Origin of the sequence: Vogesella sp. AC12 (assembly GCF_024437575.1) — a bacterium.
In the GTDB taxonomy this organism is placed as follows: Bacteria; Pseudomonadota; Gammaproteobacteria; order Burkholderiales; family Chromobacteriaceae; genus Vogesella; species Vogesella indigofera.
Map to the genome: position 1 here is coordinate 1 of NZ_JANFNU010000003.1, position 12,344 is coordinate 12,344.

Here is a 12,344-nt window from a genome sequence, read left to right on the forward strand (position 1 = left end):
AGGTCACCGCTCGCAAGGCGGCCTGCCACTGCGCCAGCGTGGCGGTGCCGCCACTGGAAGTCAGCGTCAACACCCCGATGCCAGCGTTGTAGCTGGCGGCGATGTTGCCGTAGGTGCTGCTGTTGGTATTGCTGAACGCCAGTAAGTCTTCGCCGCTGTGAAAGTTGCCGGTGATGGACACCGAGGCACTGACCAGCGTGGGGCTGGCGCTGTCGGTGACGGAGAGGCCGCTGTCTATCGCCACCGGGATGGACGTGGTATTGTCGCCGGCGGTAAAGGCCGCGCTGCCGCCGCTGGTAGTCACTACCGGCACCACGGCGACGATGACGGTGGAGGCCAATGCCAAGCTGGTAGTGTCCACCCCGCCATTGCTCGTGCCACCGTTGTCCTGGACACCAGTCAGCGTCACCACCCGGTTGCCGGCGGAGGGGCTGCCGCTGCTGTCTTGATAGGTGATGCCGTTGATCACACTGCCCGCGGTGCTGCCGGAGATGCCGCTGCTGCTGATCGACACCGTGGCGGTGCCGCCGGAAAGCGCGACGGTAACGCTCAGGCCGTTGCCGCTGGTGGTGACCGAGTTGCCGTTGGTCAGCGCCACATTGCTGCCGTCTATGGACAGAATTTCATTGCTGCCGTCTTGTAGGCCGGACACGGTCAGCGTCAGCAGAATCACGCTCTGGCTGCTCTCCAGCGTGCCGATATTGACTCCGCTGAACACCTGAACCGCTGCGCCGCCCATCGCGAAGGTGGGGTTGGAGGCCGTGGCGCTACCGGTGGGCGCGTCGTTCACTGCCGCCACCGTCACCGTCACATTGCCGGAACCGGTGCCGCCGCGGCCATCGTTGACACTGACGTTGATGGTGCGGGTGGCGGTGTCGGGATCATTGCTGGTGTTATTGTAAGTCAGCACTGCCAGCAACGTGGCCACCCGCGACGGGGTGGCGTTGCTGTTGAAGGTGACGATCAGATCGCGGCCGCCGACGCCGTCGCCGTTGCTGGCGATCACGCCGATACTCACCCCGCCCACCGTCACCACGCTGCCCACGCTGGTGCCACTGGACAAGGACACCGTGCCGCTGGTGTCGACACCCAGCACATCCTGGCCGCTCTGGCCGTTGGCGGAAATGTGCACGGTCAGGTTGCCGCTGTTGAAGTTGGGGGTGTCGCTGTCCGTCACCGTAACCGCGGTGCCCACGTCCAGTTTCACCGCGCCGCCTTTCTCGGTGAAGGTGGGGTTGTCGCCGTTCAGGTTACCGAGCACCGGCACGGAGTCCGCCGCCACCGTCACCGTCTTGGTCACTACGCTGCTGTTGATCGCGCCGTCGTTGATGGCGAAGCTGATGGTGCGGGAACTGGTGTTGGGCGACAGCGAACTGTCGGAATAGGTCACCGCGCGCAAGGCGGCCTGCCATTGCGCCAGAGTGGCCGTCGCGCCGCTGGAGGTCAGCGTCAGTACCCCGGTGCCGCTGTTGTAGCTGGCGGTGATATTGCCCATGGTGCTGCCATTGTTGGTGAAGGCCAGCACGTCCTCGCCGCTGTGGAAGTTGCCGGTAATGGACACCGTGGCGCTGGCCTGCGTGCTGCTGTCGGAATCGGACAGCGTGATGCCGCTGTCCACCGTCACCGCGGTGCCGGTACCACTGCTGTAGGCGCTGGAACCACCACTGGCGGTCAACGCCGGCGCAAAGCCGAAATTGATGGCGTTGATGGCGCCGATGCCTATCATGCCGGTCACATTGTGACCGTTGGCCGCCAGCACCCGGAAGGAATCGATGCCCTGGAAGGCGCTGTTGCCGGATACGTTGAAAGTCACCAGCCCGCCGCTGCCTTGCAACACGTCGCCCACGTTCAGCGTCAGCGTCGCACCGCTGACCGCGGAACCGTTGATATAGCCGACCAGTTGCAGATTGCCGCCGGCGGTGCCGGAGTCGAAGCCGTTCAGCACCACGCCGATGGAGTTCAAGGTAAAGCGGCTGCTATCGTTGGACTTGACGCTGAAATAGGAGATGGGAATGGTGCCGTCGCTATAGCCGTCCACCGTTTCCGTGGTCACCGCACCCGGTTTTTCGACAATGATGGTCTGGCCGCCGTTATTGGTGGAACCCAGTTGCAACGAGAAATCCCAGCCCTGCAGGTTACCGGCGTTCACCACGCTGCCGGATGGGTTATAGGTGTTGCCGTCCGATGTGGTGAAATCGGTGGTGCCGGTCACAGGCCGCGCCAGCAACGCGTCAAAGTCGAAACTCAGGGCGTCCACATTGATCTGGCCACTGCTGCGCTCCAGCACCCAGTCGCCTCCTAGGCGTGCCGCGCCTGTGGCGTCGGTGGACGCCGCCACATCAGCTTGGCTCAGACTGGCCAGCTTGCCGATCAGCGCCTGCCCCTCGGCACCGGCAGCGATGCTGCAACCATACAGCAGGAGGTCACCATCGCTCGCCAGGCTCTGGCCGATCGCCGTCAGCTGGCCGCTGTAGCGATCCAGGTTGGCCGCATCCAGCACCAACTCCCCCAGCTGCAGCTTTCCTGCGACACCATGCGACAGGAGATGGATGGCGGTGATGCCACTGCGCCCCGCCAGATAATCCACCATCTGCTGCAACGCATTGCTGCCCGCCGTGAGCTGCACTACCTCGCTACCCGCTGGGTAGGCTGTCAGTGCCGGCGACAGGGCGGACAACTCCGCCGCCACAAATACCACCTGCACCGGTGGTGCCGCCGGCTCGGCGCCGGCACCCAACGATAAGCTGTCCGGCAGATGCTCGGTACCATCGGCACTGCGGTCAGGTATCGGGGGCGGCGCTTCTGCCAACTGGACTTCTGCCAGGCTGCTCACTACCGCCGCGTCAAACATCACACGCGGTTCAAGTGCCAACAGGGAGGACATCAGTGGTGACACGGTTGCTGTTTTGCTGCGGTCAAGCTGAGGCATGCGGCAACTCCTTATCTGGATGAGCACTGCCACTCGCGCAGAAAAGCAATCGCAGCGGCCAACGCACCTGAAGACCGTGCAACTCCCGGTGCCGATCCAAACACCACCCGGGACAACATTACACGTTCAGTTAAAGCTTTTTTGCATACTAGCACCTCATTGTCATTACGGAAAAAATTATGCTTTTTAAATAATCTTGAGCAAAGTTTTATGAAAATCTATCAAATCAACATTACCATCCATTGGCTATAAAAAAATATGAAAACAATAAACCAAAACCCATAAAAAGCCGCCACTCCACTAAATGACCGCTATCCCGCAACCGGAATAACAGGGAATGCTTTATCGCTTCCCGGTGGGCCATGGCAGAAAAGCAGTGCTTGCCAAACGGCGATGCCAGCAGCATCAAGCACGACCCACGATCAGCATCACAGAAGGAAACTGCCGGCCAGTTTTGCCTGTGCGGCCCGGCCGGCTTGCCGTGCGGGAGCAGCCATGCTTGACGATGGCCCCCATAGCAAAAGGCTCCCCGCAGGGAGCCTTTTGCTGCCGTGGCCAACGTTGGCAACAGGTGTCTTACAGCACGGCCAGTGCCGCGTCGTAGTCCGGCTCGCTGCCGATCTCGGCCACCAGCTCGCTGTGCAGCACGGTGTCGTTCTCGTCCAGTACCACCACCGCGCGTGCGGTGAGGCCGGCCAGCGGGCCGGAGGCCAGCTTCACGCCGTAGGCTTCGGCAAATTCAGCGTGGCGGAAAGTGGACAGGTTGCTCACGCCGTCGATGCCTTCGGCGCCGCAGAAGCGCTTCTGCGCGAACGGCAGGTCGGCGGAGATGCACAGCACCGCCACGCCGTCACGGCCGGCGGCCTTTTCGTTGAACTTGCGCACCGAGGTGGCGCAGGTCGGGGTATCCACCGACGGGAAAATATTGAGGATCTTCTTCTTGCCGGCGAAGGCGGCCAGGCCGACATCGGCCAGATCGCCATTGGTCAGGCTGAACGCCGGAGCCTTGTCGCCTTTGACCGGCAGGGCGCCGGCCACGTCTACAGCATTGCCACGCAGGGTAACGGTTGCCATCGGGTACTTCCTTTTCAAAAGAAGGGTGGGTGATCAGCTGAGTGTGGGGCATGTGCCGCAGAATTCAACCCTGTTGGCAACAAGGTTGGCCGCAACGGCCAGCAGCCGTCAGCACGGCAAACAGGCCCTACTCGTGTTCCGGCAGCGACAGCCCCAGTTCGTCCAGCACCTCGCGCGCGGCGCGGAACGCTTCCACCGCCGCCGGCGCGCCGGCGTACACCGCGGTGTGCAGCAGGGTTTCGCGGATTTCCACCAGGCTGGCGCCGTTGTTGATGGCGCCGCGGATATGGCCTTTCAGCTCCTGGCTGCGCCCGAGCGCCGCCAGCATGGCGCAAGTCAGCAGGCTGCGCGTTTTCAGCTCCAGCCCGTCGCGCTGCCAGGTGCTGCCCCAGGCGTGCTCGTTGAGCCAGTCCTGCAGCGGGCGGTTGAAGCCGTCGAGACCGCTCATCGCGCGGCTGGCGAAAGCCTCGCCCATCACCTGCGTGCGCCGTGCCAGCCCCTGCTGTTTGTCCTGTTCGCTCATGGCGCTCTCCTTGGCTTGCGGAATTCAGGTGTGACTGCGCGTCGCCAGCGTGACGCCGGCCAGGATCAACGTGATGCCGGCCAGGTGATACAGCTGCAGCGCTTCGCCGAGGAACAGCATCGACAGCAAGGCGCCAAAGCCGGGCATCAGGTGGATGAACATGCCGGCCCGCGCCGCGCCGACGCGCGCCACACCCAGATTATAGAAATAGTAGGCCGCCACCGACGGCAGGGTGCCGACGTAGGCGAAGGTGGCCAGCGTGGCGGCGTTCAGCGGCGTATGGCGGCCGCTGGCCAGCTCCCAGGCAAACAGAGGCGCGATGCCGGCAAGGCCGATCGCCACCTGCAGCGTCAGCAGGCCGATGCGGTGCAGCGCCGGCGGCATGCCGCGCAGCAGCAGCGTGTACAGCGCCCACGCCACCATCGCCAGGAACACCACCGCGTCGCCGCGGTTGATGTCGAGTGCGGCCAAGCGGTGCCAGTCGCCGTGCGCCACTACCAGCAGCACGCCGGCAAAGGAGATCGCCACCGCCAGCGCCTGGCGGCGGGCGATGGCCACGCCGAAGAACAGCGCACCGAACAGCACGATCAGGATCGGGATGAAGGAATTGAGCAGCACCGCGTTGGTGGCGGCGGTGTACTGCAGTCCCCAGTAGGCCAGCGAATTGAAGCCGGTGACGCCGAGCAGCGCCAGTGCCAGCAGTCGACGCCAGTACGGCAGCCACAGCGCGCGCTGGCGCCACGCCGGCGCGGCGCCGAACGGCAGCAGCAACAACAGCGCGATGCTCCAGCGCGCAAAGGATAAGGTCATCGGCGCCACGCTGGCGTGCATCGCGCGCGCCAGCACGAAGTTGCCGGACCAGAACAGCGCGGTCAGTGTCAGCAGCAGATAGGCCAGCCGCGGCGAGGGGAATGGTTTCGTCATGGCCTGCTACCTTGCCACGTTGGCTGCCAGCCTGACAAGCCGCGCCACGGCAACAGTCTGTTCATGAAAAAAAGCCGGGGCGTTGCCCCGGCCAGTCCCCTTCCCCAGGAGTACTTCTGCAATCGTCAGGCGCGCTGCACCTGCAGCTGGCGCACGGCAAAGCGTTGCGGTGTCAGCGAACCCAGCAGCATGCCCAGCGCGCTGAGCAGCAGGCCGGCCAGCTGCGGCGGCCAGAACGCGGCGTCGCTATAGCTCAGCTCCAGCGGGATCCAGCTGCCGACGCCGAGCAGGATCGCCAGCAGCGCGCCCTGCGTGGTGGCCCGCTTCCAGAACAGGCCGGCGGCCAGCGGCACCACCGCCGACACCAGCGTCACCTTGTAGGCATTGCCCACCATCTCGTAGATGGAGGCATCGGAATACAGCGCGAACAGCGTGGTGCCGAACGCGCACACCAGGATGGCGGCACGGGTGGCCAGCAGGAACTCGCGGTCGCTCATCTTCGGGCGGAACTGCTTGAAGATGTTCTCGACGAAGATCACCGACGGTGCCAGCAGGGTGCCGGACGCGGTGGACATGATCGCCGACAGCAGCGCGCCGAAGAACATCACCTGCGCGAACAGCGGCGTTTCCTCCAGGATCATGCGCGGCAGAATCATCTGCGCATCCTCGGCCAGCCAGTGCTGCACCAACTCCGGCTTAATCATCGACGCGGCGTAGATCAGGAAGATCGGCAGCATGCAGAACACCAGGTAGAACACGCCGCCGACCAGGGTGGCGCGCACCGCGATCTTCTCGCTCTTGGCCGACATCACGCGCTGGAACACGTCCTGCTGCGGAATGGAGCCCAGCATCATGGTCACCGCCGCGCCGATGAAGGCGACGATGTCGCGCGGCTCGGTGCTGGTGATGAAGGTGAACTTGCCGTCGCTGGCCGCCTTGGCGATCACCTTGTCGGCGCCGCCAGCCATGCCGCTGAACAGCCACACCAGATAGATCAGGCCGCCGGCGATGATGGTCATCTGGAAGAAGTCGGTCAGCGCCACCGACCACATGCCGCCGAACAGGGTGTACACCAGCACGATGGCGGAGCCGATCAGCATGCCCTGCGTGGTGCTGATGCTGCCGTCGGACAGCACATTGAACACCACCCCCAGTGCGGTCAGCTGCGCCGCGATCCAGCCCAGGTAGGACAGCATGATGGCGATACTGGTGATCACCTCCACCGTCGAGCCGTAGCGCTGGCGGAAGAAATCGCCCATGGTCAGCAGGTTGAGGCGGTACAGCGGACGGGCGAAGAAGATGCCGACCAGCATCAGGCAGCCGAAGGAGCCGAACGGATCCTCGACGATGCCGGCAAAGCCTTCCTCGATGAAGGTGGACGGAATGCCCAGCACCGCCTCGGAACCGAACCAGGTGGCAAACACCATCGCCGCCACGATGTGGAACGGCATGCTGCGGCCGCCGGCGGCGAAATCCTTCGCGTTGTGCACGCGGGTTGAGGCATAGAGGCCGATACCGACGGTAACAGCCAGATACAGAACGACGAACCAGACGAGCATTACTTCCGTCTCCTTAATCCTTGGTAGTGTTGTCAGAATGATGATCCCGCCCTGCGCAGCGCGTGCGGCACCGGCCCGGACCTCACCTTTGTTGTGCGGGCATTATAGCCAGCGCACCCCGTAAATGAGCAATTTTTTAAACACTTCGCCACAACAAAAAACAAAACCCCGACACCATCGCGGTATCGGGGTTTTGTGTCTCGCCGGCGGTGCCCGCCAGAAAAATCCAGTTATTTCATCGAGTTATAGCTAGATAGTGCCACACAAAAGCAGGTATGGCGCCAGCACCATGCACGGCACTGGCTGTGGCCTATTGTGCCTCAATCATGCGTTTTACTGTCGTCAATTATGTTAAACAATGACAAGGTCAAATTGCGAGCTTGCTTAATGTCGCCTGCGTCGCCGTCACGCTGAAACGCTGCGTCTGGCCATCGAGCAGCACCTCGCCGCAGGCCAGCTGCGGATCGTGGGTGAAGAACAGGCGGCCGCCGGCTGCGGCCAAGCTTTGCAGCAGCGCACGCTTCTCGTCGATCAGCAGCTCCGGGAAACGGTCGTAGCCCATGGTGATCGGCACGTGCACCCACGCCGCGCCGGGAATCAGGTCGGCGGCAAACAGCAGCGGCCCCCCCGGCATCGGGATTTCCGCCAGCAGCATGCCGGGGGTGTGGCCGTTGGAGATGTGGAAGCACCAGTCCGGCGGCAGGCAGGCCGGCGTCGCGTCATCGACCAGCACCAGCCGGCCGCTGGCCTCCAAGAGCGCGATCAGCTCCGGCACGAAGGAGGCCCGGTCGCGCGGATGCGGATTCAGCGCACGCTGCCAGGCCTCGCGCCCGACCACGAACTGCGCGTTGGGGAACAGCAGCCGCGCCGGGCCGCCGTCCCACGCCGCCAGCAGGCCGCCGGCGTGATCGAAGTGCAGGTGCGACAGCACCACCACGTCGATGTCGGCATCGCCCAGCCCCTGCGCCGCCAGCGCGTCCAACAGCACATGCTCCGCCTCCACCACCCCGTAGCGCTCGCGCAGCTTGGGCTCGAAAAAGGCACCGATGCCGGTCTCCAGCAGGATGCGGCGGCCGTTGCCCTCTTCCACCAGCAGGCAGCGGCAGGCCAGCGGCACGCGGTTGGCCGCATCCGGCGCCAGCCAGCCGGCCCACACCGCGCGCGGCGCATTGCCGAACATCGCGCCGCCGTCGAGTTGTTGTGAATTGCCGAGCAGGGAAGTCAGTGTGCGCATCGCGGCAGGCTCCTGAAGTGTAGGGTCGGTGGCAAAACCGCATTATCGAGCAAGTGCTTGGTTTTGTCATGCCGCCGGCCATTCGCCGGCGACGCAAGCGATGGCATAGAATCGGCGTTCCACCACTCGCCTCCCATCGCCACCATGCGCAAAATCGTGATCGCCCCGGATTCATTCAAGGAAAGCCTGTCGGCGCGCGAAGTCGCCACCATCATCGCCCGCGGCCTGGCGCCACTGCTGCCGCACACCGAGCTGCTGCGGCTGCCGGTCGCCGACGGCGGCGAAGGCACGCTGGACGCGCTGCTGGACGCCACGGCAGGCCAGCGCATCCGCCAGCGCGTCACCGGCCCGCAGCACACGCCGCTGTTCGCCAACTGGGGCCTGCTCGGCGACGGCCGCGGCGCCGTCATCGAGATGGCCAGTGCCAGCGGCCTAGAGCACGTGCCGCGCCATCAGCGCAATCCGCTGCACAGCAGCAGCTACGGCACCGGCGAGCTGATCCGCAGCGCGCTGGATCACGGTGCGCGCCACATCATCCTGGCACTGGGCGGCTCCGCCACCAACGACGGCGGCGCCGGCATGCTCGCCGCGCTCGGCGTGCGCTGGCTGGATGACTGCGGCCAACCTTTAGCGCCCGGCGGTGGCGCGCTGGCACAGCTGGCCCACATCGACAGCAGCGCGCTGGACCCGCGGCTGGCCGAGTGCCGTTTCGACATCGCCTGCGACGTCGACAATCCGCTGTGCGGCCCGCACGGCGCCTCCGCCATCTTCGGCCCGCAAAAAGGCGCCGATGCCGCGATGGTGGTGCAGCTGGAGCAGGCACTGGCGCACTACGGCCGGCTGCTGGAACGACACACTGGCCAGGTCATCGCCACGGTGCCCGGCGCCGGTGCCGCCGGCGGCATGGGCGCGGCGGCGCTGGCGTTCTTCCCCTGCCAGCTGCGCCGCGGCATCGACATCGTGCTCGACTGCGTCGGGCTGGACGCGGCGCTGGCCGGCGCCGACCTGGTCATCACCGGCGAAGGCCGCCTCGACGGCCAGACGATCTTCGGCAAAACCCCGATCGGCGTCGCGCGCCGCGCCAAGCAGCACGGCCTGCCGGTGATCGCCATCGGCGGCAGCCTCGGCGACGGCGTCGAGGCGGTACACCAGCACGGCATCGACGCGGTGTTCGCCTGCGTGCAGCAGATCACCACCCTCGACGACGCCCTGGAACACGCCGCGGCCAACCTGGAACGCTGCGCGCACAATATCGGCGCACTGCTGGCGCTGCAGGTCCCGCCGCGCCGCTAACCGCGCCAAGCCGGCGGTGGCCGGCAAGGGGCTGGTCCCGGCCACGCCCCGCCTGCCCCGCCGCCAGCGCCCGCCGGGCACACAAAAAAAACAGCCCGCCAATGGCGGGCTGTTTTGCGTGCTGCAGGCCGGTCAACGCTTACTTGATCAGCTTTTCCACCTTGTCGGCACGGTCGCCCGGTGCCGGGTGGCTGGCCAGCACGCTGCCTTCGTTGCCGAACAGCGCGGCCAGCTTGCGCAGTGCCGCTGGCGCACCTTGCAGGTTGTAATTGTGGCGCTTCAGGAACTCCACCGCGTAGGCGTCGGCGTCACTTTCCTGCGATTGCGAGAACTGCGCGTGCACGATCTGCTCGGCGAAATCGCCCAGTTCCGACTCCGACAGCGAGGCGGCGATGTTGTTGCCGCTACCGGCCGCCGCCTTGCGTGCCGCGGATGCGGCGTAGGCGACCTGGATCGCCTTCTTGGTGTGGCCCAGCTTCACGTGGCCGATTTCATGGCCGATCACATAACGCACTTCGTCGTCGGTCATCTTGTCCAGCAGGCCGCTGTATACGCGCACGGTGCCGTCGGCCATCGCGAAGGCGTTCACTTCCTTGCTCTGGTACACCTTGAAGTTCAGCTGCAGGCCGTCCTCATTGCCCAGCCCTTTCACGATCTTGTTCAGGCGCGTGCCGTAGGCGCTGCCGGCGGCGGCGACCTTGTTCTGCTTGTCCATCGACTTGCTGGCCTCGGCGGCCATCGCCTTCACCTCGCCATCGCTGAGGGTGGCGGACTTCACCAGGTCGGTACCGGCGCTGAGCACGGAGTTGAGGTTGAACGCCTGCGCCGGAGCGGCCAGACACGCCGCGAGGGCGGCAACGAGAGCGAGCTGTTTCATGTGCGGAATCATCGTGGGTAGCAAAGCGCGGCATTCTATTGGAATAAACCACTCATGTCCATGGCATGGTTCGACCAGGGTCACCAGCGACCAGCAGCACCGGCCACAGCGTGAAACAGGGTTGGCCGCAAACCATCCTGGCTTGCGGCCAACCCTTGCCCTCTCCTGCACAGCGGCGCCTGCCGCTGCGGTACTTACTGTGGCACGCCGTCCTGGCCGTAGCGCGGCGAGCGCGGGCCATACAGCACACCGTTGGGGTGCGCACTCAACAGGCGCTGGCTGGCGATGCCGGCGTAAACGTGGCCCTTCTCGGTCAGCGAGTTGGCGATCTGGTTGATCACCGCCGACACCAGCATGCCGACCAGGCCGCCACTGTTGTTTTGCTGCTCGGCACTGGACGCGCTGGCGCGGCCATCCCACAGCAACTGCCCCGTTTTCAGATCCACCAGCTTGGCCTCGGCCACCACCGTGACGTCACTGCTGAGCACGGTATAGGTCACGCCATAACGCTTGACGTCGACATACAGCGCGGCATCGGCACCGAAGATCTCGTGCAGCTTGGCCGGCGGCACCGCCTGCATGTCGCCGGGAGCCGTCAGGCCATTCTGGCGGAAGGTTTCATCCACCACCGCCACCGGAAACACGTAGTAACCGGATTCGGCCAGCGGCGCGCTCATCTGCGCCAGCATGCTGTAGGTGGCCTTCACGTCCGGCGAGCTGTTGAGCGGTGGCAGGATCAGCACCGACTTGGGGCGACTTTGCTTGTAGGCGGTGTAGTCATAAGGCTTCTGGGTAGCGCAACCGCTGGCCAGTAGCACCACGCCCACCGCGGCAAGCAGGCCTTTCATCCATGAAAAACGCATTGCGGTCCCTTACTTTTTGAATTTGCGCAGCAGGAAGTCCATAAAGGACGACGATTCCGGGAACAGCGCTTTTTCGGTCTCGAACTGCTGTTTCACCTGGTCCTCTTTTCCCGCCTTGCTATACAGCAGGCCAAGATGGGCGTGGTAGCCAGGCGGCAACGCCTCCCCCTTGGCTCGTGCCTGCTGGATATTCTCTTCCAGCGCGGCAATCTGCGCCTGCTCGCCGGCGCCATCGCCCTTGAAGTATTCGTAAACCTGCGGCTGGTAAGGCCCCCAGTGGTACAGCGGTTTGGGCTGGTTGGCACATCCGCTCATGACCGCCGCCAGCAGCAAGCCGGCGCCGATGCTCATGCCTCGCGATAACATCATCATTGTGTTTACCTGACAGGGTTAGGGCGCCGGTTGCCATGCACCGGAGTGGATGCCGGTGACCAGATTGTTCACCGCTTCCCGCACGGCCAGATCCAGCACCTTGCCGTTCAGGGTGGAGTCGTAGCTGGCGGTACCGCCAAAACCGATGATCTCGCGATTGGACAGGCTGTACTCACCGGCCCCCTGCGCCGAGTACACCACTTCGGAAGTCTGCACCTTGACGATGTTCAGGTTGACCTTGGCGTAGGCAATCTGCTGCTTGCCACGCCCGAGGATGCCAAACAGCTGGTGATCGCCCACTTCCTTGCGTCCGAACTCGGTGACGTCGCCGGTAACCACGAAATCGGCACCCTTGATGGCCTGCGCCTGTTTCTTGAAGCCCGCTTCCTGGCCGATCTCGATCATATTGTCGCGATCCAGCACATTGAAACGGCCGGTCTGCTGCAAATGGGTAATCAGGATGGTCTTGGCCTGGCCGCCCAGACGATCGACACCGTCGGAGAAGATGCCGCGCATATAGCTGGAGCGGTTATCGAACTTGCCGACCGAAATCAGACTGCGCTGTCCCTGGTAAGTCGTACCGGCGGTGGCGACCTTGGCCACCTCCAGAGTGCGCGAACTCTCGGTGGCACAACCCGTTGTCGCCACCAGCAGCGCCAGCAGGGAAAGGGAAAGTAACGGTTTCTTCATCGGATG

At 64.5% G+C, this 12,344-nt stretch carries 11 protein-coding genes; 1 reads left to right on the forward strand and 10 read right to left on the reverse strand.

Annotated elements, in window-relative coordinates:
* The 6 genes from NOM55_RS06330 to NOM55_RS06355 form a co-directional block, all read right to left on the reverse strand.
* Positions 1-2,833, reverse strand: a 2,833-nt coding sequence (locus NOM55_RS06330; protein WP_255907924.1) for a DUF4347 domain-containing protein, incomplete at its 3' end; no start/stop codon positions are given.
* Positions 2,834-3,505: 672 nt separating this feature from the next.
* The gene (gene tpx / locus NOM55_RS06335; RefSeq protein WP_255907926.1) at positions 3,506-4,003 is read right to left on the reverse strand and encodes a thiol peroxidase; all 498 of its coding nucleotides are present in this window, start codon (positions 4,001-4,003) and stop codon (positions 3,506-3,508) included.
* A 127-nt stretch (positions 4,004-4,130) separates the two neighbouring features.
* Entirely contained in the window at positions 4,131-4,526 is a 396-nt protein-coding gene (locus NOM55_RS06340) for a carboxymuconolactone decarboxylase family protein (RefSeq protein WP_255907927.1), read from the reverse strand.
* Positions 4,527-4,550: 24 nt separating this feature from the next.
* The gene (locus NOM55_RS06345) at positions 4,551-5,450 is read right to left on the reverse strand and encodes a DMT family transporter (RefSeq protein WP_255907928.1); all 900 of its coding nucleotides are present in this window, start codon (positions 5,448-5,450) and stop codon (positions 4,551-4,553) included.
* A gap of 125 nt (positions 5,451-5,575) precedes the next feature.
* Positions 5,576-7,009 carry a sodium:solute symporter family protein gene (locus NOM55_RS06350; RefSeq protein WP_255907930.1) on the reverse strand — a complete coding sequence of 478 codons (1,434 nt, stop codon included), beginning with the start codon at positions 7,007-7,009 and terminating at the stop codon, positions 5,576-5,578.
* A 367-nt stretch (positions 7,010-7,376) separates the two neighbouring features.
* Positions 7,377-8,243, reverse strand: a complete 867-nt coding sequence (locus NOM55_RS06355) for an MBL fold metallo-hydrolase (RefSeq protein WP_255907931.1) — start codon at positions 8,241-8,243, stop codon at positions 7,377-7,379.
* 144 nt (positions 8,244-8,387) lie between these two features.
* Between NOM55_RS06355 and NOM55_RS06360 the strand changes: the two genes are divergently transcribed.
* On the forward strand, positions 8,388-9,536 hold the full coding sequence (locus NOM55_RS06360; RefSeq protein ID WP_255907932.1) for a glycerate kinase: 1,149 nt from the start codon (positions 8,388-8,390) through the stop codon (positions 9,534-9,536).
* Between the two features lie 139 nt (positions 9,537-9,675).
* On the opposite strand, the gene NOM55_RS06365 is transcribed toward NOM55_RS06360, so the two are convergent.
* The 4 genes from NOM55_RS06365 to NOM55_RS06380 form a co-directional block, all read right to left on the reverse strand.
* Positions 9,676-10,413, reverse strand: coding sequence for a M48 family metallopeptidase (locus NOM55_RS06365; RefSeq protein WP_255907933.1), 738 nt, complete (start codon positions 10,411-10,413; stop codon positions 9,676-9,678).
* A gap of 194 nt (positions 10,414-10,607) precedes the next feature.
* Positions 10,608-11,261 (reverse strand): DUF799 domain-containing protein, encoded by a 654-nt coding sequence (locus tag NOM55_RS06370; RefSeq protein ID WP_202902717.1) that lies wholly within the window; start codon positions 11,259-11,261, stop codon positions 10,608-10,610.
* 24 nt (positions 11,262-11,285) lie between these two features.
* A complete protein-coding gene (locus NOM55_RS06375) occupies positions 11,286-11,648 on the reverse strand; it encodes a DUF4810 domain-containing protein (protein ID WP_202902715.1) in 363 nt (120 codons plus the stop codon).
* An 18-nt stretch (positions 11,649-11,666) separates the two neighbouring features.
* A complete protein-coding gene (locus NOM55_RS06380; RefSeq protein ID WP_255907934.1) occupies positions 11,667-12,338 on the reverse strand; it encodes a CsgG/HfaB family protein in 672 nt (223 codons plus the stop codon).
* Positions 12,339-12,344 lie beyond the last annotated feature (6 nt).

Bases quoted from the DNA above. Each gene is read 5' to 3' on its own strand.
- tpx (WP_255907926.1), bottom strand. From the start codon at position 4,003: ATGGCAACCGTTACCCTGCGTGGCAATGCTGTAGACGTGGCCGGCGCC.
- NOM55_RS06340 (WP_255907927.1), bottom strand. From the start codon at position 4,526: ATGAGCGAACAGGACAAACAGCAGGGGCTGGCACGGCGCACGCAGGTG.
- NOM55_RS06345 (WP_255907928.1), bottom strand. From the start codon at position 5,450: ATGACGAAACCATTCCCCTCGCCGCGGCTGGCCTATCTGCTGCTGACA.
- NOM55_RS06350 (WP_255907930.1), bottom strand. From the start codon at position 7,009: ATGCTCGTCTGGTTCGTCGTTCTGTATCTGGCTGTTACCGTCGGTATC.
- NOM55_RS06355 (WP_255907931.1), bottom strand. From the start codon at position 8,243: ATGCGCACACTGACTTCCCTGCTCGGCAATTCACAACAACTCGACGGC.
- NOM55_RS06360 (WP_255907932.1), top strand. From the start codon at position 8,388: ATGCGCAAAATCGTGATCGCCCCGGATTCATTCAAGGAAAGCCTGTCG.
- NOM55_RS06365 (WP_255907933.1), bottom strand. From the start codon at position 10,413: ATGAAACAGCTCGCTCTCGTTGCCGCCCTCGCGGCGTGTCTGGCCGCT.
- NOM55_RS06370 (WP_202902717.1), bottom strand. From the start codon at position 11,261: ATGAAAGGCCTGCTTGCCGCGGTGGGCGTGGTGCTACTGGCCAGCGGT.
- NOM55_RS06375 (WP_202902715.1), bottom strand. From the start codon at position 11,648: ATGATGATGTTATCGCGAGGCATGAGCATCGGCGCCGGCTTGCTGCTG.
- NOM55_RS06380 (WP_255907934.1), bottom strand. From the start codon at position 12,338: ATGAAGAAACCGTTACTTTCCCTTTCCCTGCTGGCGCTGCTGGTGGCG.